This window comes from Mycolicibacterium psychrotolerans (assembly GCF_010729305.1).
GTDB classification, from domain to species: Bacteria; Actinomycetota; Actinomycetes; order Mycobacteriales; family Mycobacteriaceae; genus Mycobacterium; species Mycobacterium psychrotolerans.
The window spans coordinates 1,589,948-1,614,074 of the sequence record NZ_AP022574.1 but is presented as its reverse complement, the minus strand read 5'-3'; the positions used below and the strand labels follow the sequence as shown (position 1 = coordinate 1,614,074).

The following is a 24,127-nucleotide window of genomic DNA, read 5'->3' as shown; positions in this document are numbered from 1 at the left end:
GGGCTTCATACTTCTGAAATGAAGCTATAGTCTTCATATGGCTCGAGTGAAGCACACGGCTTCAACACTGTGCGCAACGGTCATCGGTGACATCGTGGGTTCCCGGGCGTTCGCCGACCGGCGCGGCCTGCACCGCCGACTGACCGGGGCGCTGGCGGCCGTCGCCGACAGCGCCGTCGACCCGCCCGCGATCACCGTCGGCGACGAATTCCAGGGCGCCTTTTCCACCGTCGGGCACGCGATCGATGCGGCACTGACGCTGCGCCTGTCCCTGGCGCCCGACATCGATGTCCGCTTCGGCATCGGCTGGGGTGTGGTCACCGCCCTCGATGAGACAGGCGTGCAGGACGGTCCGGGGTGGTGGGCAGCCCGCGAGGCCATCGAGTGGACCGCGTCCGCCCAGCAGCAACCCGGCCTGGCCCAGGTGCGCACCGCGTTCCGCAACGGCACCGGCGAGGGAGCCGACCCGCACGCCGTCAACGCCGCCCTGATGTGTCGGGACCATCTGCTTGGATCGCTGGACGAACGTGCCCTGCGCATCCTGGCGGGGATGCGGGCCGGGCGATCGAAGAAGGAGTTGGCGATGGCGGAGGGGATCAGCGCCTCGGCGGTGTCCCAGCGTGCCGGCAGGGCCGGACTGGACCTGCTCCTCGCCTCCGCCGAGGAACTCCGGGAGATCCGATGAACGCCCTGGCCGTGTTCCTGATCGCGGTCGGCGTCGCCGACATCTGCCGCAAACTCAGCGCGCATCAGTGGCTCGCCCTCGTCGCGGGCCCTTTGACGGTCGTCGTGTGCGCGGCGTCGGCCGGGCTGTGGCATCGCGGCGACATCGCGTTGCTCGTCGTCGCCGCCGCGGTGTCGGTCGCGTGGGTGGTGCTGGGCGGTGCGGCCGAGCGCACCGGGACCCGGCACGGCCGGGCACTCACCGTGTTCGGCGTTGGCGCTGCGCTGATGGTCGCGTTCGGAGGCTGGTCGTCGGAGGTGGCCGGGCCGCTGGGCCGGTGGCTGCCCTGGGTCGGGCTGGAGGGGGTGGAGCCGGACCGGGCGGTGATGATTCTCGGGATCGTCGCGCTGCAACTGGTCACCGCAAATCAGTTGGTGCGCTTGATCCTCGGCGCGGTCGGCGCGGTCCGCCCTGCCGGTGTGCCACAGCCCTCGGACCGCCTCAAGGGCGGCCGGTTACTCGGGCCGATGGAGCGACTGCTGATCGTCGGGCTGGGGCTGGGCGGCCAGTTCGGCGCGGCCTCAGCGGTGATCGCGGCCAAGGGCATCATCCGGTTCCCCGAGCTCAACGCCGCACGCAAGGAGTCGGCGGACAGCGCCGGCTCAGCCGGCCCCGGCATCGGCCAGGGGATCGATGAAGTCACCGAGTACTTCCTGGTCGGCAGCTTCGCGAGTTGGCTGATCGCGCTGGCGGGCCTCGCCCTCACCACTGCCTGACCGTCTCCGCGAATCCGCCGCGAGCGCCGAGCCGCCTTCCTAGACTCGGCCCGATGAAGACCAACGCGGCCATCCTCTGGGAGTTCGGGTCCGACTGGACCGTCGAAGAGATCGATCTCGACCCGCCGGGTGACGGCGAGGTGCTGGTGTCGTGGGAGGCCACCGGGCTGTGCCACTCCGACGAGCACATCCGGACCGGCGACCTGCCGGTGCCGCTGCCGATGATCGGCGGTCACGAAGGGGCCGGGGTCGTGCGTGAGGTCGGCGCGGGCGTCACCGGTCTGGCGCCGGGTGACCACGTCGTCGCCTCGTTCCTACCCGCCTGCGGCCGATGCCGGTGGTGCTCGACCGGTCACCAGAACCTGTGCGACCTCGGCGCGATCATCATGGCGGGCACGCAGTTGGACGGCACCTACCGGCGCCACGCCCGCGGGCAGGACATCGGCGTGATGGCGCTCGTCGGCACGTTCTCCCAGTACGGCACCGTGCCGGAGGCATCGATCGTCAAGATCGACGACGACCTTCCGCTGTCCCGGGCGTGCCTGCTCGGCTGCGGCGTCACCACCGGGTGGGGGTCGGCGGTCAACACCGCCGACGTGCAGCCGGGCGATACCGTGGTGGTGATCGGTTTCGGCGGGATCGGCAGCGGCGCCGTGCAGGGCGCGCGGATTGCCGGCGCCGAGAAGATCGTGGTCGTCGAGCCCGTCGAGGACAAGCGGGCCAAGGCGATGCAGCTGGGCGCAACACATTTCGTCACGTCGCTACCGGAGGCGACCGCGCTCGTCGCGGAGCTGACCCGCGGGGTGATGGCCGATTCGGCGATCCTGACCGTCGGCCTGCTCGAAGGGTCGATGCTCGACGACGCCGTCAACATCATCCGCAAGGGCGGCGCCGTCGTGATGACCGCGCTGTCATCGATGACCGACAACCAGGCGACGCTGGGCATGATGATGTTCACGCTCTTCCAGAAGCGACTGCTGGGCAGTCTCTACGGCGAGGCCAACCCGCGCGCGGACATCCCGCGGCTGCTGTCGCTGTACCGCGAGGGCAAGCTGCTGCTCGACGAGACCGTCACCCACGAGTACAAGCTGGCCGAGGTCAACGAGGGCTACGAGGACATGCGCGCGGGCCGCAACATCCGCGGCGTCATCCTGCACGACCACTGAGGCCGGCGGTTCGACTAGAGCCGCTCGATGATCGTGACGTTGGCGGTGCCGCCGCCCTCGCACATCGTCTGCAGGCCGTAGCGCCCGCCGATGCGCTCGAGTGTGTTCAGCATCGTCGCGAAAAGCTTTGCGCCCGTGGCACCGAGGGGATGACCGAGCGCGATCGCGCCGCCGCTGGGGTTGACCTTCTCGGGATCGGCCTTGGTCTCCTTGAGCCAGGCCTGCACCACCGGCGCGAACGCCTCGTTGATCTCCACGGTGTCGATGTCGTCGATCGACAGCCCGGCCTTGTCCAGCGCGTAGCGGGTGGCCGGAATGGGTCCGGTGAGCATGAACACCGGGTCGGCGCCGCGGGCACTGACGTGGTGGATACGGGCGCGGGGCTTCAGACCGTGGTCCTTGACCGCTTGCTCGGAAGCGAGGAGCACCGCGCTCGCGCCGTCGGAGATCTGGCTGGCCATCGCCGCGGTCAGTCGTCCGCCGTCGACGAGGGTCTTCAACGTCGCCATCTTCTCCAGCGACGTGTCGCGTGGCCCTTCGTCGACCCGGAACCCGTCCACCTCGAGGATCTCGTTGTCGAAGTGGCCTGCGCGGATCGCGGCCTGCGCGCGCTGATGGCTGGTCAGCGCGTACTGCTCCATCTCCTCGCGCGAGATGTCCCACTTCTCGGCGATCAACTCCGCGCCGCGGAACTGCGAGATCTCCTGATCGCCGTAGCGGTGCAGCCAGCTCTTGGATTCGTTTGTCGGCGAGGTGAATCCGAACTGCTCACCGACGAGCATCGCCGAACTGATCGGGATCTGACTCATGTTCTGCATGCCGCCGGCCACGATGAGGTCGGCGGTGCCGGACATGATGGCCTGCGCGCCGAACGAGACTGCCTGCTGGCTCGACCCGCACTGCCGGTCGACGGTCACGCCCGGCACCTCCTCGGGGAAGCCGGCCGCCAGCCAGGACAACCGCGCGATGTTGCCGGCCTGCGGGCCGATCGCATCGACGCATCCGGCGATCACGTCGTCTACCGCGCCCGGGTCGACGTCGTTGCGGTCGAACAGGCCGCGCCACCCGGCCGCACCCAGGTCGACCGGATGCACACCGGCCAGGGATCCGTTGCGCTTGCCGATGGCGGTGCGGACGGCGTCGATGACGTAGGCCTGCCGAACTGACTCAGCCATGGTGAACTCCTTCTGTGGTGGTGATACCGCCGAGAACGATCGAAAGATACTGCCGACCAACCTCTTCGGCGGTCAGTGGTCCGCCCGGCTGATACCAGCGGACCGACACCCAGGTGGTGTCGCGGATGAACCGGTAGACGAGGTCGACGTCGACATCCGGGCGGAAGTAACCCTCCTCGATGCCCTGGGTGAGGACGTCGACCCACATCTTGCGCTGCTCCCTGTTGCGCTCCTCGACGTAGGAGAACCGCTCCTGCGCCGACAGCCGCTTGGCTTCGTCCTGGTAGATCACGACTTCGGCGTGCCGGGTGGCGATCGCCTCGAACGAGGCCATGAACAGTCCCTTGAGGCGCTCCAACGGATTCGGCTCGGTCTCGACGATCTGGCGGTAGCGCTCGAAGAGCCAGTCGAGGAATCCGCGCAGCACCTCGTCGACCATCTCCTCCTTCGACGAGAAGTGGTGGTACAGACTGCCCGAGAGGATGCCGGCGGAGTCGGCGATGTCGCGGACCGTGGTGGCCCGCAGTCCACGCTCGGCGAACATCGTCGCGGCGAGCGCGAGGAGCTCGTCACGACGGGTGTTGGCGGGTCCCGCGCTCATGGGTGCTGACTCGACACCGAGATCACCTCGCCGGTCAGGTAACTCGAGTAGTCGCTGGCCAGGAACGCGATGGTGGCCGCGACCTCCCACGGTTCGGCGGCGCGGCCGAACACCTCCCCCTGGGCGAGCCGGTCGAGCAGCTCACTGCTCGAGGTCTTCTCCAGGAACTTGTGCCGGGCGATGCTGGGCGACACCGCGTTGATCCGCACACCGTAGTCGACGGCCTCGATCGCGCTGCACCTCGTCAGTGCCATCACGCCGGCTTTGGCTGCGGCGTAATGCGATTGGGAGTGCTGCGCGCGCCAGCCCAGCACGCTGGCGTTGTTGACGATCACGCCGCCGTGTCCCGCGTCGCGGAAGTACCGCAGCGCGGCGCGCGTCGCCCGCATCACCGACGTCAGCGTCACGTTGAGCACCCGGTCCCACTCGTCGTCGGTCATGTCGACGACCGGGGTCTGGCCCCCGAGCCCCGCGTTGTTGACCAGGACGTCGAGCCTGCCGGCCTTCTCGACGGCCGAGGCGATCAGTGCGTCGACGGCTTCGGTGGAGGTGACGTCGCACACCACCGCGTGCACGTTCCCCAGCCCGAGCGCGGCGAGTTCGTCGCGTGTTTCACCCAACCGGCGTTCGTGGTAGTCGGAGACGACGACGTCGGCGCCCTCGGCCAGCGCGCGCCGCGCGGTGGTCGACCCGATGCCCGTACCGGCGGCCGCGGTGACGAGGACGACCTTGCCGGCCAGCAGGTTGTGGCCCTCGATCTCGGTGGGAGCGACGGACAGATCGGTCACGATCGGGCCTCTCTGGGCAGGCCGAGCACGCGCTCGGCGATGATGTTGCGCTGCACCTCGTTCGAACCCCCGTAGATGGTGTCGGCGCGGGAGAACAGGTACAGGCGCTGCCACTCACCGAACTCCCCGTCCGGCAGCGTCAGGCCCGCCATCCCGACCACATCCATCGCGATCTCGCCCAACTCGCGATGCCAGTTGGCCCACAACAACTTCGACACCGAATCCTGGCCCGGCCGGTCCTCGTCCATGGTGGCCAGCGCGTAGGACCGCATCGCTTTGAGGCCCGCCCATGACCGGACCAGCCGCTCACGGATCAACGGGTCGTCGGCGGCGCCGGTGCGCTTGGCCACCTCGACGAGGTTGGAATGCTCGCGCGCATAGCGGATCTGCTGGCCCAGCGTGGACACCCCGCGTTCGAACGTCAGCGTCCCCATCGCCACGCGCCACCCGTCGCCGGCCTCGCCGACCACCAGATCGGCGTCGGTGCGGGCGTCGTCGAAGAACACCTCGTTGAACTCGGAGTCGCCGGTCAACTGGATGATCGGGCGGATCTCGACGCCCGGCTGGTCCAGCGGCACCAGCAGGTAGGACAGGCCGGCGTGGCGCTTGGAACCCTTCTCGGTGCGGGCCACCACGAAACACCACTGCGCCCAGTGCGCCAGCGACGTCCACACCTTCTGGCCATTGATCACCCACTGCTGACCCGACTCATCGAGTACGGCCGTGGTGGCCACGTTGGCCAGATCGCTGCCCGCTCCGGGTTCGGAGTAGCCCTGCGACCACAGCTCGGTGACGTCGAGGATCTTCGGCAGGAAGCGCTGCTGCTGCTCGGGTGTGCCGTAGGCGATCAGCGTCGGGCCGAGCAGTTCCTCACCCAGGTGATTGACCTTGTCGGGCGCGTCGGCCTTCGCGTACTCCTCGTAGAACGCGACGCGGTGCGCGACCGAGAGTCCGCGGCCGCCGTGTTCTTCCGGCCAGCCCAGACAGGTGAGGCCGGCCGCCGCCAGATGGCGGTTCCAGGCCAGCCGCTCTTCGAAGGCTTCGTGCTCGCGGCCTGGGCCGCCGAGACCCTTGAGCGCGGCGAACTCGCCGACGAGGTTCTCGGCGAGCCAGTCGCGCACCTGCGCCCTGAACTCCTGGACCTCTATCACCCCTGTAGGCTAACCTACCAAGCACTTGCTTTGTTAGAGGGACAGAGGACGACCCGGGAATGTCACCACAGCGGACCACTCCCGCGGTTCTGGACCGGATCGCGCGCGAGCTCCCCGACCACCCAGCGGTGGTCACGCCCACCAGGACAATGACGTTCGCCGGGCTGCGCACCGAGGTTCGCCAGGCCGCCGCGGCGATCATCGAGGCCGGCGTCGAAGCCGGCGACCGGGTCGCGATCTGGTCGCCCAACACATGGCACTGGGTGGTGGCCTGCCTGGCCGTCCATCACGCCGGCGGTGTGCTCGTCCCGCTCAACACCCGCTACACCGCCAGTGAGGCCACCGACATCCTGGCCCGCACCGCGACGCCGCTGCTGTTCGCCTCCGGTGAGTTCCTCGGCGCCGACAAGGCGGCGAGCGTCGAGCGGTCGTCGCTGCCCGCGCTGCGCCACGTCGTGCGCATCCCGGTCGAGCAGGACGACGGCACGTGGGACGAGTTCGTGGCGGCGGGCAGGAGCGTCTCCGCCCTGTCCGCGGTGGACGCCCGCGCCGCGGCCGTCGGCGCCGACGACGTCTCAGACATCCTGTTCACCTCCGGCACCACCGGCCGCAGCAAGGGGGTGCGCTGCGCGCACCGGCAGTCCCTCGACGCGTCGGCGGCGTGGGCGGCGTGCGGGCAGGTCACCAGCGCCGACCGCTACCTGTGCATCAACCCGTTCTTCCACAACTTCGGTTACAAGGCCGGCATCCTGGCCTGCCTGCAGACCGGCGCGACGCTGTTCCCCGAGCTGACCTTCGACCCGGAGAAGGCGATGCGCGCCGTGCAGGAGCACCGCATCACGGTGCTGCCCGGGCCGCCGACGATCTATCAGACGCTGCTCGACCACCCGAAGCGCCCCGAATTCGACCTGAGTTCGCTGCGGTTCGCGGTCACCGGGGCCGCCACGATCCCGGTCGTGCTGATCGAGCGGATGCAGAACGAGCTCGACATCGACATCGTGCTGACCGCGTACGGACTGACCGAGGCTGCCGGGTTCGGCACCATGTGCCGTGCCGACGACGACGCGGTGACCGTCGCGACGACGTCCGGCCGCCCGATCGCGGACTTCGAACTGCGCATCGGTGACCAGAACGAGGTGCTGCTGCGCGGACCCAACGTGATGCTGGGGTATCTCGACGATCCGGCGGCCACCGCCGCGGCGATCGACGGCGACGGTTGGCTGCACACCGGCGATGTCGGCGAACTCGACGAGGCCGGCAACCTCAAGATCACCGACCGCCTCAAGGACATGTACATCTGCGGCGGCTTCAACGTGTACCCCGCCGAGATCGAACAGGTGCTCGCGCGGCTGCCCGGTGTCGCGGAAGCTGCCGTCATCGGGGTGCCCGACGAACGGCTCGGCGAGGTCGGCAAGGCCTTCGTCGTCGCGCTGCCCGGCGCCGATCTCGACGAGAAGACCGTCATCGAGCACGCGCGCGCGCACCTGGCCAACTTCAAGACCCCCCGCTCGGTCGAGTTCCTCGACGCGCTGCCGCGCAACCCCGGCGGCAAGGTGGTCAAGCCCCAACTGCGAGGGAGAAGCTGATGGACCTGACCTTCGACGAGGCCACCGACGAGTTCCGCGCCGAGGTGCGCGACTTCCTGGCCGGCCACACCGCCGACTTCCCCACCGAGTCCTACGACACCGCAGAGGGTTTCGAACAGCACCGTCGCTGGGACAAGGTGCTCTTCGACGCCGGGCTTTCGGTGATCACGTGGCCGAAACAGTACGGCGGCCGGGACGCGTCGCTACTGCAGTGGATCGTCTACGAAGAGGAGTACTTCCGCGCCGGCGCGCCGGGACGGGCCAGCGCCAACGGCACGTCGATGCTCGCGCCCACCCTGTTCGCCCACGGCACCGAGGAGCAACGCGACCGCATCCTGCCGAAAATGGCCAGCGGCGAGGAGATTTGGGCGCAGGCCTGGTCGGAGCCGGAATCCGGCAGCGATCTGGCGTCGCTGCGCTCGACGGCCACCAGAACCGACGGTGGCTGGCTGCTCAACGGCCAGAAGATCTGGAGCTCGCGGGCGGTGTTCGGTGAGCGCGCCTTCGGGCTGTTCCGCTCCGATCCCGAGGCGCAGCGGCACAAGGGCCTCACCTACGTCATGTTCGACCTGAAGGCCGACGGGGTGACGGTACGGCCGATCGCACAGCTCGGCGGGGCCACCGGATTCGGGGAGATCTTCCTCGACGACGTGTTCGTGCCGGACGAGGACGTGATCGGCGGGGTGCACGACGGCTGGCGCGCGGCGATGAGCACGTCGAGCAACGAGCGCGGCATGTCGCTGCGCAGCCCGGCCCGCTTCCTGGCACCGGCGGAACGGCTTGTCGCACAGTGGAAGAACAATCCCGACCCGGCGTTCACCGACCGCGTCGCCGACGCGTGGATCAAGGCGCAGGCCTATCGCCTGCACACCTTCGGCACCGTCACTCGCGTATCCAACGGCGGCGAACTGGGTGCCGAATCGTCGATCACCAAGGTCTTCTGGTCCGACCTCGACGTCGCCCTGCACCAGACCGCGCTGGATCTGCGCGGCTCCGACGGTGAACTGATGGACTCGGTCACCGAAGGTCTGCTCTTCGCGCTCGGCGGGCCGATCTACGCCGGAACCAACGAGATCCAGCGCAACATCATCGCCGAGCGGCTGCTGGGCCTGCCCCGAAAGTAGATGACGTGAACTTCGAGATCGATGACCAGCAGCGGGATTTCGCGGCGAGTATCGACGCCGCCCTGGGTGCTGCGAATTTGCCCGACGCCGTGCGGGCCTGGGCCGCCGGCGACCCCGCGCCCGGGCGCAAGGTGTGGGCGCAGCTGTCCGACCTCGGCGTGACCGCACTGATGGTGCCCGAACGTTTCGACGGCATCGACGCCCATCCCGTCGACCTGGTGGTGGCGCTGGAGCGGCTGGGCCGCTGGAATGTGCCTGGGCCCGTTGCGGAATCGATCGCGGTGGCGCCGATCCTGCTCGCCGACGACGAGCGTGCCGGTGCGCTGGCCTCCGGGGATCTCGTCGCCACCGTGGCGGCCCCGCCCCTGGTCGCGCGGGCGGTCGACGCCGACACCGCCGGGCTGGTGCTGCTCGCCGCCGACGGACAGGTCGGCGACGCCGCACCCGCGGCGCGGCACGAGTCGGTCGACCCGAGCAGGCACCTGTTCGAGGTCACCTCCGCCGGTGACGGCCGGCCCGCCGACGTGGCGCAGGCCTTCGAGTTCGGCGCCCTGGCCACCGCGGCACAGCTGATCGGGGCCGCGCAGGCGATGCTCGACGCCTCGGTCGACTACGCCAAGCAGCGCAGCCAGTTCGGCACCATCATCGGCACCTACCAGGCGATCAAACACAAGCTCGCCGACGTGCTGATCGCCGTCGAGATGGCGCGCCCGCTGGTGTACGGAGCCGCGCTGTCGCTGGCGGGCGGCTCCGACGACACCGCCCGCGACGTCAGCGCCGCAAAGGTCGCCGCGGCCGACGCCGCGCTGCTCGCCGCCCGCTCGGCACTGCAGACCCACGGCGCGATCGGCTACACCCAGGAGCACGACCTGTCGCTGCTGCTGTTGCGGGTGCAGGCGCTGCGTCCCGCATGGGGCGACCCGACGTGGCACCGTCGACGAGTGTTGGAGGCATTGTGAGTTCGAGCGAAGAACGGGAGTTGTTGCGCGACACCGTCGCTGCGCTGGTCGACAAACACGCCTCCTCCGAGGCCGTCCGCAAGGCGGCGGCGTCGGAGCGCGGTTACGACGAGGCGCTGTGGGCGATGCTGTGCGAACAGGTCGGTGCTGCCGCGCTGGTGGTGCCCGAGGAACTCGGCGGTGCGGGAGGCGAACTCGCCGACGCCGCGGTGGTGCTCGAAGAGTTGGGCAAGGCGTTGGTGCCTACCCCGCTGCTCGGCACGATCCTGGCCCAGGTGGCCCTGCTGTCGCTCGACGAACCCGACACCGACCTGCTGGAGGCGCTGGCCGAAGGCAGCGCGATCGGCACCGTCGTGTTCGACGCGGGCTACGTCCTGAACGGCAACGTGGCCGACGTGGTGATCGCCGCCGATGGTCAATCACTCACGCACTGGCGCTCTTTCACCACCACCCCGGCGGTCGCGATGGACATCACCCGCCCGCTGGCCGCGCTGGAGCCCACCGAGACGGCGGTACTCGGCCCGGACCCCGGGCTGGCCGACACCGCGGCGCTCCTGTTGGCGGCCGAGCAGGTGGGCGCGGCGTCGCGGTGCCTGGACCGCACCGTTGCCTACACCAAGGACCGCGTGCAGTTCGGCCGGCCGATCGGCAGCTTCCAGGCGCTCAAGCACCGGATGGCCGACATGCACGTCGCCGTCGAATCGGCCAAGGCCGTCGTCGAGGGGGCGATCGCCGAACCCTCGGCGGCGTCCGCCGCGCTGGCCCGGCTGGCGGCCAGTGAGGCCCTGTCGCTGGTGGCCGCCGAGGCCGTGCAGCTGCACGGCGGCATCGCGATCACCTGGGAGAGCGACATCCAGCTGTACTTCAAGCGCGCGCACGGCAGCGCGACCCTGCTCGGTCCGCCGCGCGAGCAGCTGCGCCGCCTCGAATCCGAGGTGTTCTAGCCTGACGGGATGAGCGTCTCGCTGCGGGCCGGCATCCCGCCGTTCTACGTGATGGACGTGTGGCTGGCCGCCGCGGAGCGGGCACGCACCCACGGCGACCTGGTGAACCTGTCCGCGGGACAGCCAAGCGCCGGTGCGCCGTCGGCCGTCCGGGACGCGGCTGTCGTCGCACTGCAGCACAACCGGCTCGGCTACACCGTCGCCATGGGCATCCCCGAGTTGCGCTCGGCGATCGCGGGGGCCTACGAACACCGCCACGGACTCGCCGTCGACCCCGACGACGTCGTGATCACGACGGGTTCCTCCGGGGGCTTCCTGCTGGCGTTCCTGGCCTGTTTCGACGCCGGCGACCGGGTGGCGATCGCCAGCCCCGGATATCCCTGTTACCGCAACATCCTCACGGCGCTGGGATGCGAGGTCGTCGAGTTGCCGTGCGGCCCGGACACCCGGTTTCAGCCGACGCTGACGATGCTGACCGAACTGGACCCGCCGATCGCCGGGGTGATCGTCGCGAGCCCGGCCAATCCGACCGGCACCGTGATCCCGCCCGACGAGCTCGCGGCGATCGCCGCCTGGTGCGCCTCGTCCGGGGTGCGGCTGATCAACGACGAGGTTTACCACGGGCTGGTGTACCCCGGTGCCCCGGCGACCAGCTGCGCCTGGGAGACCTCGCGGGAATCCGTTGTGATGAACAGCTTCTCGAAATACTTCGCGATGACGGGCTGGCGGCTGGGATGGATGCTGGTGCCCCGGGAGCTGCGGCGCGCCGTCGATCGGCTGACCGGCAACTTCACCATCTGCCCGCCGGTGCTGCCGCAGCTGGCCGCCGTCGCCGCGTTCACACCGGAGTCGATCGCCGAGGCGGAGTCACTGCTCGACGGCTACGCGACCAACCGCACGCTGCTGCTCGACGGGCTGCGCGCGATCGGGATCGACCGGCTCGCGCCCACGGACGGCGCGTTCTACGTCTACGCCGACGTCTCGCACCTGACCACCGACTCGCTGAGCTTCTGTTCGAAGCTATTGCAGGACACAGGGGTTGCGATCGCACCGGGCGTCGACTTCGACACCGTGCGCGGCGGCGCATTCGTCCGGCTGTCCTTCGCCGGACCCACCGCCGACATCGAGGAGGCGCTGCGCCGCATCGGCGCCTGGCTGGGTTGAGAGCCCTACCCCAGCCCGGTCGAGGAGCGACGTCGACGCGAGATCGCATCCACGCTCGCGGCGAGTAGCAGCACGCCCCCGGTCACCAGGAAGTTGATGTACGACGACTGGTTGAGCAGGCCGAGCCCGTTCGCGATCGTCGCGACCACGACGCCGCCGATCACCGCGTCGACCGCCCGGCCGCGGCCGCCGAACAGGCTGGTGCCGCCGATCACCGCCGCACCGACGGCATACAGCAGGGTGTTGCCCGCCCCGGACGACGCGGACACCTTGCCGGCGTAGGACGCCGCGATGATGCCGCTGAGCGCCGCGAGCGACGAGCACGCGATGAACACCGACACCCGGATCCTGTTGACCGAGATGCCTGCCCGGCGCGCCGCCTCGGCGTTGCCGCCGACGGCGTAGATGTGCCGTCCGTAGGCGGTCCGCTTGAGCAGCAGCGTCATCGCGATGAGCAGCACCAGGATCAGCGGAAGCACATAGGGCACGCCGCGGATCTGCACGCTGGGGTTGACACTGCGGTTCACGCTCAGGACGAACGTGACACCGAGAACCACGGCGGCGACGGCGACGACGCGCGCGACGACCACGCCGAGCGGGGCGTGCGCCAACTGCAGGGACCGCTTGCGTTGGTACTGCCACACCTCCAGCGCGCCGAAGCCGACGGCGACTGCGAACGCGATGGCCCAGCCGACCGACACCGGCAGGTTGCTCACCGTCAGGCCGCGGATCACCGGGTTGTCCACCCGGACCGAGCCACCCTCACCGATGAGCTTGAGGGTGACGCCCTGCAGGCCGAGGAAGAACGCCAGGGTGACCACGAACGACGGGATCCCGAGCTTGGCGCGCAGCAGGCCGATGGCCAGACCGATCGCCGCGCCGCACGCGATGCCGGCCGCCACCGCCGCCCACCACGGCCACCGCGCCTCGACGATGGTCAGTCCCATCACGCACGCCGACACCCCGCCCGCCACCCCGGCGGACAGGTCGATGTCGCCGAGCAGCAGCACGAACACCAACCCCATCGCCAGCACACAGATCGAGCCGGCCTGCGTGATCAGGTTGGCCAGGTTCAGTGCCGACATGAAGCGGTCGTTGGCGAGCCCGAACACGACGAACAACACGATGAGGCCGAGCACCGCGGGGAGCGAGCCCATGTCGCCGCCGCGGACCCGGCGCACGTACGCACGCACCGCGTCGCCGAATCCGGCGTCGGAGTGCGCGTCCGCGGCGAAATCGGAGGCCGCCACCGCGCCCCCGGCGGGCGAACCGACTGTGGTCATTTCGTGTCCTCCACGTGTGTCACATCGACTCGGCAGCCTCGGCCGGCGCCAGCCCGAGGTTGCCGGAGCGCCCGGCGGTGATCAGTTCGACGACCTGGCTGTGGGTGACGTCGGTGGTCCTGACGTCGGCGGCCACCCGGCCCAGATACAGCGCACAGATCCGGTCGGCCACCTCGAAGACGTCGGCCAGGTTGTGCGAGATCAGCACGACGCCCACCCCCTGGTCGGCGAGCCGGCGCACCAGGTCGATGACCTGCTTGGTCTGCGCGACGCCGAGCGCGGCCGTGGGCTCGTCCAGCAGAACCACTTTCGAGTTCCACAGCACCGACTTCGCGATCGCCACGGTCTGGCGCTGACCTCCCGACAGGCTCGACACCGTCTGGCGCACGGAGGTGACCGTCCGCACCGACAGCGACTTCAGCGCGTCGCGCGCCATCGTCTCCATCCGGGCCTCGTCGAGCACGCCGCGATGGGTCAGTTCCCTGCCGAGGAACATGTTCTCGACGATGTCGAGGTTGTCGCACAGCGCCAGATCCTGATAGACGACCTCGACGCCGCGCGCAGCGACGTCGTTGGGACCGTGCACGGTGACCGGCTGCCCCTCGAAGAGGTAGGTGCCGGTGTCGATGGGATGGATCCCCGCGATCGCCTTGACCAGAGTGGACTTTCCCGCGCCGTTGTCACCGACCAGCGCGGTGACCTGCCCGGGATAGACCCGGAAGTCGATGTCGTGCAGCACGTGCACGACGCCGAAACTCTTGTTGACAGAACGCAGTTCGAGGATGGGCTCGGTGGTCGAGATCTCGTCGACCGGGGCAACCATGTCGGCTACAGTCCCGCCGCCGAGCACATCGCCGCGAACTGGCCTGCGCACACCTCGTCCTTGGACTGGCCGCCGTCGGTGAACACGACGTCGACGTTGTCCTTGGTGATGGACTTGGGCGTCAACAGCACCGACGGCACGTCGCGGTTGCCCTGATCGTCGCGGGAGGTGCTGTTGGTCTCCGGTGTCTGACCGTTGGCCAGCGCGATCGCGGCCTTGGCCAGCGCACCCGCCTCCTCGGTCGCGGACTTGTACACGGTCATGCACTGGGTGCCGGCGAGGATGTTCTGCAGGCCCTCGACGGTGGCGTCCTGCCCGGTGACCGGCACCTGTCCCGCGCGCTTGTTCTTGTCCAGGATCGAGATCACCGAGCCGGCCAGACCGTCGTTGGCGGCGTAGACCCCGTCGACCTTGCCGCCGGCCGCGGTGTAGAGCTGCTCGAAGATGGTGACCGCCTTGTCGTTGTCCCAGTCCGGCACCGCCTGCTCCCCCACATTCTTGATGCTCGGCGTCGCGTCGATCACCGAGTGCGCACCGGTGGAGAACAGGGTGGCGTTGTTGTCGGTGGGCGAGCCGTTGAGGAACACCACGTTGGCCGGCTTGCCGCCGAGGCAGTCCACCAGGCCCTGGCCTTGCAGCTCACCGACTTTGGTGTTGTCGAACGAGACGTACGCGTCGGCCGAACCGCCGAGCGTGAGCCGGTCGTAGTCGATGGTCTTGACCCCTTGCGAGGCGGCCTTCTGCTGGATAGAGGCGCCGCTGTCGGAGTCCAGGTTGACGATGGCCAGCACCGTCACCCCGTCGGCGATCATGCCGTCGGCGATGGTCGCCATCTGGTCGGCCGAGCCCTCGGCGTTCTGGATGTTGTACTCCACGCCCGCCTCCTTGAAGGCGGCCTCGAGCGCGGGACGGTCCTTGGTCTCCCACCGCACCGATGATTTCGTGTCGGGCAGGATGACGCCGATCTTGCCTTTGCCGCTCTGGCTGCTCCCGCCGCCGGAATCGGAACTGCTGCAGCCGCTGAGGCTGACCGCGACGACGGTGGTCGTGAGCAGGGCGGTGAGCAGGGTGCGCGTACGTTTCACGGTGTGGGCCTCCGAACGAGTTTTGTTATCTGGGGCAACTTATAACGTGACGCACGTCACGTCCAGCGGCTCACCGGGCACCCATCAGGTGGTCGAGAGCCAGTTGGTTGAGCGCGACGAAGCCGAATCCCTTTGCACCGAAGTAGGAATCGGCGTCGAAATCCTCGTAGGCGGATCGGTCCGCGAGCAGGTCGGCATAGGTTTCGCCGGGATCGAGCGTCGGCGTCCGTAGATCGGCGACCTTAGCCTGGGTCATCGCTTCGACGACGGCGGGATCGGCGCGGAACGCGGCGGCGCGTTCCCGCAGCAACAGATACATCCGCATGTTCGCCGCCGCCGACGCCCACACCCCTGCACTGTCTTCCGTGCGACTGGGCTTGTAGTCGAAATGCCGCGGCCCGGTGTAGGCGGGGCCGCCGTCAGGGCCGCCGTGTTCGAGCAGATCGACCAGTGCGAACGCGTTGGCCAGGTCGCCGTGGCCGAACACCAGATCCTGGTCGAACTTGATGCCGCGCTGACCGTTGAGGTCGATGTGGAACAGCTTGCCGCTGTAGAGGGCCTGGCTGATGCCGTGCATGAAGTTCAGTCCGGCCATCTGTTCGTGGCCGGTCTCGGGATTGACGCCGACCATCTCGGGGTGAGCGAGGGTCTCGATGAACGCCAGCGCGTGCCCGACGGTCGGCAGCAGGATGTCGCCACGGGGTTCGTTGGGCTTGGGCTCGATGGCGAACCGCAGGCCGCTGCCCTGGTCTGTCACGTACTGGCACAACAGATCCAGCGCCTCGCGATAGCGCTCGAAAGCGGCCTGCACGTCCTTGGCCGAATCGTATTCGCTGCCTTCGCGGCCACCCCACAGGACAAAGGTCTCGGCGCCGAGTTCCATGGCGAGGTCGAGGTTGCGCAGAACCTTGCGCAACGCGAAACGGCGCACCGCACGGTCGTTGCTGGTGAATCCGCCGTCTTTGAACACCGGCTGGGTGAACAGGTTGGTGGTCACCATCGGCACCACCAGGCCGGTGGCCGACAGCGCGGAATCAAGCCGGTCGATCATCCGTCGCCGCTCGGCCTCGGAACTGCCGAACGGGAAGAGGTCGTCATCGTGGAAGGTCAGCCCGTAGGCCCCGAGCTTGGCGAGCCGCTCGACGGCTTCCACCACGTCGAGCGCGGGCCGGGTGGCGACACCGAACGGGTCGCTGGCCGGCCAGCCGATGGTCCACAGTCCGAACGAGAATTTGTCGGACGGGGTCGGCGCCAGTGCACCTGAGGCGGCGGCACCGGATTCCAGAACGGTCATGAGAAAGCTCCAGGGTGTGTATTTTGTTCTCTGCGCGAACATAAGATGTGGTCTGCACCACTGTCAAGGCCGAAGGCGAGGGCATCCATGGGACCGAGCGAGGCACGCCGGGCCGCCCGCATGGGCACCAGCACCGACGACGTGAGGCGTCGCAACCTGTCCAGCGTCCTGACCCTCGTCCATCGGAACCGCGCCCTCAGCCGCGCCGAGTTGACCCGTCACACCGGGTTGTCCCGTTCCACCACAAAGGATCTCGTCGAGGAGTTGACCGCCCGAGGCCTCGTCGAGGAATCGCCCGCCCCGTCGGTGTCCCAGGTCGGCCGGCCGAGCCCCATCGTGCGCCCCGGCCGTCGCGTGCTGGCCGCCACAGTGACACCGGAGGTCGACGCCGTCAGTGTCGGAGTGGTCGCGATGGGCGGCGCGGTGCTCGAAACCGTGCGTTGCCCCACCGATCGGGTGCCGACCCCCGCGGACACCGTGGCGCTGGCGACCGGGGCGATCGACCGCATGCGTCGCGACCTGTCCGGCGGAGCGGCGCTGACGGCCATCGGGGTCGCGGTACCCGGGCTGGTGCACGGGCCCGAGTCGGTGGTCCAACTGGCGCCCAACCTCGACTGGCACGATGTCGCGATCGGCGAGATGCTCAGCACGGCAATAGACTTGCCCGTCTATGCCGCCAACGACGCCAACGCGGGAGCCACCGCGGAGCATCTCTTCGGTGATCATCACGACGCCGGCCATCTGATCTACGTCAACGGCGGACCCAGCGGCATCGGCGCGGGTTTCGTCGTCGCCGGCGGACTGCTCGAGGGGGTCGCGGGCTACGCGGGCGAGTTGGGACACACCTATGTGGGCGGCAGCGAACAGTGCCATTGCGGCAGCGTCGGCTGCCTGGAGACCGAGGTGACCCAGGCGCCGCTGGCACGGCTGATCGCCGAACTGGACCGCGCCGATCCGTCGGCGCCCCCGCCGTGCCCCACCGACGCGGAGCGCGACGTCCTCAACCGGCAGGCCCGCGCCCTGGCCGTCGCGCTGGGCAACGCGATCAACATGCTGAACCCGCGCTTGATCGTCCTCGGCGGATTCCTGCGGGCCTTTCCCGCGTACGCGGACGGCGTGCTCCGCGAGGAACTGTCCCGGCGCAGCATGGGCGGACCGAGGGACCTGGTCCGTGTCGTCGCCGCCACGCTCGGAGCCGAGACGCTCGTCATCGGCGCAGCCGAGTTGGCGTTCGCGCCGGTGCTGGCCGACCCCGCCCAGGCCTGAGCTCCGCGCCGTGAATCTCGAAGGACGACCACCTTGGCGATCTGGGTGACACCATATCGAGGTGATCGACGGTTCTGCCGACGACGACCTGCTCGCGCCCCTGGGGGGCGGCGGCGAGATCGTGGCGGTGACGTTGTTCTTCGCCGATCTGGTGGACTCGACGGCGTTGTCGGCCCGAGTTGAGCCTGAAACGTATCGGATGGTGGTGGGCCGCTACCGCGAGCAGGTGCTTCAGGTCGTCGACCGGTACGGGGGACGTATCGGCTTCACCAAAGGGGACGGGCTACTGGCCGTCTTCGGTCATCCGACCGCACACTCCGACGATGCGCGTCGCGCGGTTCTGGCAGGTCTGGAGATCGTGCGTGAGGTATCGCGGCTCAGTGAACACGTCGATCGTCGCTTCGGTTTCAGCGTCGATGTCAGAGTCGGCGTACATTGCGGTCCCGTCTACCTCGACAGAGCCCATCACGATTTCACCGGGTCGACCGCCAATAGGGCAACGCGAATCTCCGGGCTCGCATCACCCGGTGCAGTGGTGATCTCATCGGAACTGAAGGCGTTGGTTGCGGGCGATTTCGCCTTGCGAGCCCAGTCATCTCCGCAGACCAAGGCATTCGATGGTCCGGTCATCTACCATCGCGTGCTGGGTGAACGCTCCCCGATCGAGTGACGTCCGCGGCGCGATGGCCGTGCCGCCCGTCATCACTGCTTCGGAGTGACTGCCGTCAGCGCAGCCAGGCAACGCGTCCATTCCGGGAGCGGGTTGTCTGCCGCGAACCGATCGCCCACGGCCGCCAGCGCACCGTGGGCGGGTTCCCCCCGCAGTGCGAAATCGTCGAGTGCGGAGCGTAATTCATACAGGTGGGCGCCCTGGCCTCGGGCAATGTCGAGGGCCGCCCTCAGGTCCGCCCGGCGGGTATCGGGGTCGGTGTGGGTATGCGCCCGAAGACGGCGTAATTCGGCCTCGTAGAAGCGCATCCCGATGTCGCGGCCCAGCGCGAGTGCCGTGTCGAGGTGAAGGCGGGCGTCGCCTCTACGGCCGCCGGCAATCAGTACCCTAGCCACAGCGCCATCGAACAACGTGATGAACACGTTCAGTCCGGCACGGCGGACCGACTCGACAATCGCGGTCGCACGGTTGATGAGCTCAGACAGAACATCGGCGTCGCCGCCGACGGCATCCAGGGCGTCGACAACGGCGCGTTGAGCGGCACCCCACAGTGCCCAGACCTCGAATCCGTATCGATCGGCGTGCTCGATCAACTCGTCCGCCAGCGTGGCGGCACGCCCGATCTGGCCCGCCTCGATGCGAACCCATATCTCGAAGAAGCGAGTGAACGCCAGACTGAAAGGGCCCTGCGGGAAACTCAATTCGTCAGCCCGGCACGCAGCCAGCAGCACGTGCTCCTGCGCGCCGTCAAGGTCTCCACAGGCGATCCGGTCGAGACCGAGGATCCCGTGCGCCATGACGATCGGGTCGGTCGGGGCGAACCACAGCGATTCCAGGCTGTGATGCCCCGCAGCGGCGAACGCGGCCGTCGCCTCCTCCAACTGCTCGCGTGCCACCGCGAACGCACCGTTCATCCATTCCTCGACACCGAGGCAGGCGTCGACCACCGGTCGGAAGTACGCCCTGTCGTCGTTCATGCCCGCGCGTAGGGAACCCAGTACTGCCGTAGACCGAAACAGATCTCCGACGGCGAAGTAGTAGCCGCCCAGAGCAAGCAGCGTGCCGACCACGTCGTCGTCGTGCACGTCCGTGCCGCCCAACCGCAGACACTCCTCGAAGTCCAGCGATGTCGAATGATTCATCGGACCCTCGGCGGCGCTCGCCAGAAATCCCCGTTCCAGACGCACCGTCAATTCGCGCTTGTCGCGGTCCGGCCCCGGTAGCTGAGCGTCGACCTGAGCAAGTGCGCGAGAGAGGTAGCCGCGTGCCTCGGCAAGCGCACCGCGCCGACGCGCGCCCACCGATGCCCGCTGATACGCCGACACCGCCTCATCGTGGTTTTCGGCGTGCTGGTAGTGGGTGGCCACCAGCTGCCAGTCGGGCTCGCCTCCCACGCCGCCGACGAGAGCAGCGGCGATCTTGGCGTGCAGGGTGCGACGGACGGTCGGCGGTGCCAACTCCGAAGCGAGCTCGCGAAGCAGTTCATGGCGAAAACGCCACGCCCTCGGCCCCGCCGGCTCGAGCACCCGCGCGTTCGCGAGCTCCTCGAGGACGCCGCCGAGCCCATCGTCGCTCAGGTCGACCACCGAGCGCAGCACGTCGGCGTCGATCTGTCGGCCGATCAATGCCGCCGCCTCCACGACCGGCACCACGCTGGCGCTCGCCCGCAGCCGGGCAAGCAAGGGCTCGTAGAGTCCTTCCGGCACGCCGGTTTGGGTGAGCCCGGCCGTGACCTGCTCGATGTAGAACGGAATCCCGTCACACCGCTCGGCCACCGCTGCCCGGACATCCGCCGACACATCCGGATTGAGGACGTTGATCAGGATGTCGGCCTCGTCGCTCGTCAACGGGTCGAGATCGAGCACGGTCACCGGCCAATCGGGCGGCAGCCACGCGCCGGGGCGACCCGTCACCACCACGAGCAGTCCGCCGTCGGCAGCGACGAGAAGTGAGCCGATCGTCTCGACGGTGGACCGATCGAGAAAGTGCCCGTCCTCGACCAGCAGCAGGGCGGGACCCCGGCCGAGGCACGCCATCAGACAGCGCTGAACCGCTTCTCCGACAAGGTGATAGAGCCTTTCTCCCTCCGCTGCGGCGGGCTGGTAACCGTGCTCCGGTCCGATGCTCAGCACCGGCGCCAGCAACGGAACGTCACGTGCCGGATCTTGTCCCAGCGCCACCAACTCTGCCTCGAGCAGCCGCAGACGCTCGGATGGGGGCGTGATTTCGGTGATGTCGCAACGTGTTTCCAACAGACCACGGATCGGGTGCAGACCAGCGTCGGTGTGCAGGGCCGACCCGCCCATCGTCAGCACCACCGCCCCCGAGTCCTGCGCCAGTCCGGCCACGGCGGCCGCCAGCGATGACTTGCCGATCCCCGCCTCGCCGCGTAAGACCACGCCCGCGGTAATCAATGCGCCGGCCTGTGCATGTGTCCACAACCGTCGCAACTGCGCGAGTTCGCGGTCGCGTCCGACGAGGGCGGTGTGCACGGGCTGCGTCACTCGTTCACCCAGTACCTCGTAATAGGCGACCAGCTCGGAGACTCCCTTCACTGCCGCCGGTTCACGCGCCGCCAGCTCGAAGATGTTCTCTACCAATGGCGCGACCGTTGCCGAGACCACCACCGTTCCGGGAGGTGCCAAGCCGGCTACGCGCGCCGCCAGATTGGCGCCCAGACCGTAGACGTCATTCTGCGTGGTGTCGAGGTAGACGAGCCCGCGGTGGATGCTTGCCCGTGCGGCGATGCGCATACCGAAACGGTGCCCGAAGGACCGGCCCATCCGATCCACCTCGCCGGTGATCTCCAGACCCGCCAGTACCGCACGGCGTGAATCGTCTTCGTGGGCTATCGGGTGACCGAAGACCGCGAGGATGCTCTCGCCGGTGGGGCAGTCGACGTAGCCGTCGAAGCGACTCACGGTCCGCGCCACCACGTCGTGGTAGCGGCTCACCAATTGTCCGTACGTGTCGAGTCCGGCGTGGTCGGCCAGCTCCGCCGAATCAACCAGGTCCACGTAGAGGATCGTCAATCGCCGGATCTCGCCGCCCTCAGGTGCGGTGAGCAGATCCTCGGCTTCGACGTTCCCGTGGTCGACGGCCAACACATCGTCAGCCAGCGCCGTAGCGGCGACTCGGTCGCCGCGGTTGATCGCTGCCACTGCCTGGTCCAGCAGGTCGTCGATCGACGAGCCGGCGCGGCAACACTCCTCCCGGGCCGGTCCCTCGCCGTCGTTCACGTCTTCACGTCGTGCTCCGCCGACGACCGGTTGCGACGACGCTCATGCCGGGCAGGTCGTAGCCGTCAGCGCCGGCGAATGTCGCGAGGTCGGCCTGGGCGCTCGTCCTGATTGCCGTAGTCATCTCCGCGGGAAGGCTCTCCAGGAGCGATGCGAGTGGGCCCGCCAGAGCCGGAACCACGGACCACCACTCATCGAAAGACCGCACGTGCAACGGAGTCTCGACGTCGCGCCCCGTCACCTCAGCGAATGCCGCCGCTCTCAACAGTTCCTCGAGTACGCCCGGCTCGGCGAGAGAGAACGGACCCGGCATCCCCGGCGGGGGAATCGCCACGCCGAGTTCGGCGGTCACCGCGTCGAGGAGCGCACCCAGCCAGGTGTTGTGTCGACGTTCCGCCCACACGGCGAAGGCAGCCCGGCCGCCAGGTCGCAGGACCCGGTGGACCTCCCGCACCGCCGCGGCCGGATCGGGCACGAGCATCAGCCCGTCCCGGCAGAACACGATGTCGAAAGAAGCTGCCGGACATTCGATGTGTTCGAGGTCCAGCACGCGGGTCGTGACGTTCGCCAGGCCACGACGCTGCGCGCGCTCCGCCGTGATCGCCACCATCTGCGGTTCGATGTCCGAGACGACGACCGAGCCGCCCGGCCCGACGACCTCCGCCGCGGTCAACCCGACGCTGCCCGGGCCTGCGGCGAGTTCGAGCACTTGGTCACCGCGGGCGAGGTCGACGGCATCGAACATCGCGCGCGTCACCCCGGCGCCCCGGATGTCGATGGCGCCGGCATGCTCACCCCACGACGGTGCGACCGCGGCCCATACCGCGTGCAACTGTTCACGCACCGGATCGGTGATGACGACCACCCCCGTCTGCGCTCGAGGCCCCTCGGGGCCAGCATGCGCCGCCGCGAACGTTCGCGGGCCGCATCGCGTGGATCAGAACGGTGTGTCGGCCCCGCCGTTGATCGGCTGGTCGGACGTTCGCACCGGTGCTCATAGATCCGGCCAAGGCCTCATTTGTCGGAGGGCCGGAGTAGCGTCGGTGACATGTTCGCACATGTGTTCGATATCGATCCCGAGGCGTCGGAGGCGGCGTTGCGGGACGAGGTCGAGCGGTGTGAACGCCTGAAGGCCATTGCGGCGGCGGCCCAAGCCCGGGCGACGGCGTTGTGGGCGGCCAAGCGGCGCGCCGCCGAGAACGCCGCCGGGATACCGGCGCGCAAACGAGGCCGGGGGTTGGCCTCGGAGATCGCGCTGGCGCGGCTGGACGCGCCGGTCAACGGCAACACCCACCTCGGGATGGCCAATGCTCTGGTCCACGAAATGCCACACACCCTGGCCGCCCTGGAGTCCGGGGTACTCACCGAGTACCGGGCCACCCTGATCGTCAAACAGTCGGCCTGCCTGACCGTGGAAGACCGGCGCGCGCTGGACAAAGAACTGTGCGCCGACCAGCAAGCTCTGGTGGGGTTGGGGAATGCGCGGATCGAGGCCGCCGCCGCGGCGATCGCCGCCCGCCTGGATGCCGCCGCGGTCGTCGAGCGCAAGAACCGGGCCGCCCAAAGCGCCGGAGCCTGGACCCGATGCGCCCCCAACGGCATGGTGTACCTGACCTTCTTGATGCCGCTTCCCCAAGGCGTCGGGGTCTACGCGGCGCTCAAGCGCGAAGCCGACACCACCGGCGACGGGCGGGCGCGGGGACAGGTCATGACCGACACCCTCTACCAGCGTGTCACCGGACGGCCCGCCGACAAACCCGCCCCGATCGCGCTGAACCTGGTGCTCGCCGACACCACCCTGTTCGGGGAAGACGACGCCCCGGGCTGGGTCCAGGGCTACGGCCCGGTCCCGGCGGTGGTGGTGCGCGACCTCGTGTCCGACGCGGTGAAGGATGAGGACGCCAAAGCCACGCTGCGCCGGCTCTACCGGCACCCCACCAGCGGGCAACTGGTCGCGATGGAGTCCAAGGCGCGGATCTTCCCGAAGGGGTTGGCGGCGTTCATCGGGCTGCGCGATCAGACCTGCCGCACCCCCTACTGCAACGCCCCGATCCGCCACCACGACCACGCCACACCGCACCACAAGGGCGGCAAGACCAGCGCGGGCAACGGGGCAGGATCCTGCGAAGCCTGCAACTACACCAAAGAAGCCCCCGGCTGGACCGTCACCACCACCACCACCACCACCGACACCGACGGCCGACACACCGCCGAATACCGAACCCCCACCGGCGCCACCTACCACTCCACCGCACCACCCCTGCCCGGACCGCCGGTCTGGCGACGATTCAGCGTGATCGAGGGCGGGCTCGGTATCGATCTGGTCCGGCTCGACGCTGCCTGACGGCTCTGAGGGCCTACGGGCCGGC

21 protein-coding genes are annotated in these 24,127 nt (G+C 68.9%); 11 read left to right on the top strand and 10 right to left on the bottom strand.

Going from position 1 to position 24,127, the window contains the following annotated elements; translation table 11 throughout:
- Positions 1–37 precede the first annotated feature (37 nt).
- Genes G6N45_RS07990 through G6N45_RS07980 form a run of 3 tightly spaced genes read left to right on the top strand, consistent with a single transcriptional unit; the run spans position 38 to position 2,606 of the window.
- Entirely contained in the window at positions 38–685 is a 648-nt protein-coding gene (locus G6N45_RS07990) for a SatD family protein (protein WP_163721440.1), read from the top strand.
- Positions 682–1,440 carry a hypothetical protein gene (locus tag G6N45_RS07985; RefSeq protein ID WP_163721438.1) on the top strand — a complete coding sequence of 253 codons (759 nt, stop codon included), beginning with the start codon at positions 682–684 and terminating at the stop codon, positions 1,438–1,440. The genes G6N45_RS07990 and G6N45_RS07985 overlap by 4 nt, the downstream gene beginning before the upstream one ends.
- Before the next feature lie 53 nt (positions 1,441–1,493).
- A complete protein-coding gene (locus G6N45_RS07980; RefSeq protein ID WP_163721436.1) occupies positions 1,494–2,606 on the top strand; it encodes an NDMA-dependent alcohol dehydrogenase in 1,113 nt (370 codons plus the stop codon).
- A gap of 14 nt (positions 2,607–2,620) precedes the next feature.
- Here the strand turns inward: G6N45_RS07980 and fadA6 are convergent, their stop codons facing one another.
- From fadA6 to ipdE1, 4 genes are read right to left on the bottom strand one after another with little or no spacing between them, the layout of a single operon-like run.
- On the bottom strand, positions 2,621–3,781 hold the full coding sequence (gene fadA6, locus G6N45_RS07975; RefSeq protein ID WP_163721434.1) for a steroid 3-ketoacyl-CoA thiolase FadA6: 1,161 nt from the start codon (positions 3,779–3,781) through the stop codon (positions 2,621–2,623).
- Positions 3,774–4,382, bottom strand: coding sequence for a TetR family transcriptional regulator KstR2 (kstR2, locus tag G6N45_RS07970; RefSeq protein ID WP_163721432.1), 609 nt, complete (start codon positions 4,380–4,382; stop codon positions 3,774–3,776). Before kstR2 ends, fadA6 begins: the two co-directional genes overlap by 8 nt.
- On the bottom strand, positions 4,379–5,170 hold the full coding sequence (gene ipdF / locus G6N45_RS07965) for a (5R,7aS)-5-hydroxy-7a-methyl-1-oxo-2,3,5,6,7,7a-hexahydro-1H-indene-carboxyl-CoA reductase (protein ID WP_163721430.1): 792 nt from the start codon (positions 5,168–5,170) through the stop codon (positions 4,379–4,381). The genes kstR2 and ipdF overlap by 4 nt, the downstream gene beginning before the upstream one ends.
- A complete protein-coding gene (gene ipdE1 / locus G6N45_RS07960) occupies positions 5,167–6,321 on the bottom strand; it encodes an acyl-CoA dehydrogenase IpdE1 (RefSeq protein ID WP_163721428.1) in 1,155 nt (384 codons plus the stop codon). Before ipdE1 ends, ipdF begins: the two co-directional genes overlap by 4 nt.
- Positions 6,322–6,380: 59 nt before the next feature.
- Here ipdE1 and fadD3 point away from each other — a divergent pair, with 59 nt between their 5' ends.
- From fadD3 to G6N45_RS07935, 5 genes are read left to right on the top strand one after another with little or no spacing between them, the layout of a single operon-like run.
- Positions 6,381–7,907 (top strand): 3-((3aS,4S,7aS)-7a-methyl-1,5-dioxo-octahydro-1H-inden-4-yl)propanoate--CoA ligase FadD3, encoded by a 1,527-nt coding sequence (fadD3, locus tag G6N45_RS07955; protein WP_163721426.1) that lies wholly within the window; start codon positions 6,381–6,383, stop codon positions 7,905–7,907.
- On the top strand, positions 7,907–9,031 hold the full coding sequence (locus tag G6N45_RS07950; protein WP_163721424.1) for an acyl-CoA dehydrogenase family protein: 1,125 nt from the start codon (positions 7,907–7,909) through the stop codon (positions 9,029–9,031). The genes fadD3 and G6N45_RS07950 overlap by 1 nt, the downstream gene beginning before the upstream one ends.
- Before the next feature lie 5 nt (positions 9,032–9,036).
- The gene (locus G6N45_RS07945) at positions 9,037–9,990 is read left to right on the top strand and encodes an acyl-CoA dehydrogenase family protein (RefSeq protein ID WP_163721423.1); all 954 of its coding nucleotides are present in this window, start codon (positions 9,037–9,039) and stop codon (positions 9,988–9,990) included.
- A complete protein-coding gene (ipdE2, locus tag G6N45_RS07940) occupies positions 9,987–10,934 on the top strand; it encodes an acyl-CoA dehydrogenase IpdE2 (RefSeq protein ID WP_246228916.1) in 948 nt (315 codons plus the stop codon). Before G6N45_RS07945 ends, ipdE2 begins: the two co-directional genes overlap by 4 nt.
- A 9-nt stretch (positions 10,935–10,943) precedes the next feature.
- Positions 10,944–12,098 (top strand): pyridoxal phosphate-dependent aminotransferase, encoded by a 1,155-nt coding sequence (locus tag G6N45_RS07935; RefSeq protein ID WP_163721419.1) that lies wholly within the window; start codon positions 10,944–10,946, stop codon positions 12,096–12,098.
- Between the two features lie 5 nt (positions 12,099–12,103).
- On the opposite strand, the gene G6N45_RS07930 is transcribed toward G6N45_RS07935, so the two are convergent.
- The 4 genes from G6N45_RS07930 to xylA all read right to left on the bottom strand — a co-directional run bounded on the left by G6N45_RS07930 (position 12,104) and on the right by xylA (position 16,583).
- Positions 12,104–13,381, bottom strand: a complete 1,278-nt coding sequence (locus tag G6N45_RS07930; protein WP_163721417.1) for a sugar ABC transporter permease — start codon at positions 13,379–13,381, stop codon at positions 12,104–12,106.
- A 19-nt stretch (positions 13,382–13,400) separates the two neighbouring features.
- A complete protein-coding gene (locus tag G6N45_RS07925; RefSeq protein ID WP_163721415.1) occupies positions 13,401–14,204 on the bottom strand; it encodes an ATP-binding cassette domain-containing protein in 804 nt (267 codons plus the stop codon).
- Positions 14,205–14,209: 5 nt separating this feature from the next.
- Positions 14,210–15,289: a sugar ABC transporter substrate-binding protein gene (locus G6N45_RS07920; protein WP_048418549.1), complete on the bottom strand. Its 1,080-nt coding sequence runs from the start codon at positions 15,287–15,289 to the stop codon at positions 14,210–14,212.
- A gap of 70 nt (positions 15,290–15,359) precedes the next feature.
- Positions 15,360–16,583, bottom strand: coding sequence for a xylose isomerase (gene xylA / locus G6N45_RS07915; RefSeq protein WP_163721413.1), 1,224 nt, complete (start codon positions 16,581–16,583; stop codon positions 15,360–15,362).
- Positions 16,584–16,670: 87 nt separating this feature from the next.
- On the opposite strand from xylA, the gene G6N45_RS07910 reads away from it, so the two are divergent.
- Both G6N45_RS07910 and G6N45_RS07905 read left to right on the top strand, forming a co-directional pair.
- Positions 16,671–17,849 (top strand): ROK family transcriptional regulator, encoded by a 1,179-nt coding sequence (locus G6N45_RS07910; protein ID WP_163721411.1) that lies wholly within the window; start codon positions 16,671–16,673, stop codon positions 17,847–17,849.
- A 61-nt stretch (positions 17,850–17,910) separates the two neighbouring features.
- Positions 17,911–18,519, top strand: coding sequence for an adenylate/guanylate cyclase domain-containing protein (locus tag G6N45_RS07905; RefSeq protein WP_246228915.1), 609 nt, complete (start codon positions 17,911–17,913; stop codon positions 18,517–18,519).
- Positions 18,520–18,551: 32 nt separating this feature from the next.
- Here the strand turns inward: G6N45_RS07905 and G6N45_RS07900 are convergent, their stop codons facing one another.
- On the bottom strand, positions 18,552–21,758 hold the full coding sequence (locus tag G6N45_RS07900) for an ATP-binding protein (RefSeq protein ID WP_163721409.1): 3,207 nt from the start codon (positions 21,756–21,758) through the stop codon (positions 18,552–18,554).
- 4 nt (positions 21,759–21,762) lie between these two features.
- Entirely contained in the window at positions 21,763–22,623 is an 861-nt protein-coding gene (locus G6N45_RS07895) for a class I SAM-dependent methyltransferase (RefSeq protein WP_246228914.1), read from the bottom strand.
- A gap of 183 nt (positions 22,624–22,806) precedes the next feature.
- Between G6N45_RS07895 and G6N45_RS07890 the strand changes: the two genes are divergently transcribed.
- Positions 22,807–24,102 (top strand): HNH endonuclease, encoded by a 1,296-nt coding sequence (locus G6N45_RS07890; protein WP_163721407.1) that lies wholly within the window; start codon positions 22,807–22,809, stop codon positions 24,100–24,102.
- Positions 24,103–24,127 lie beyond the last annotated feature (25 nt).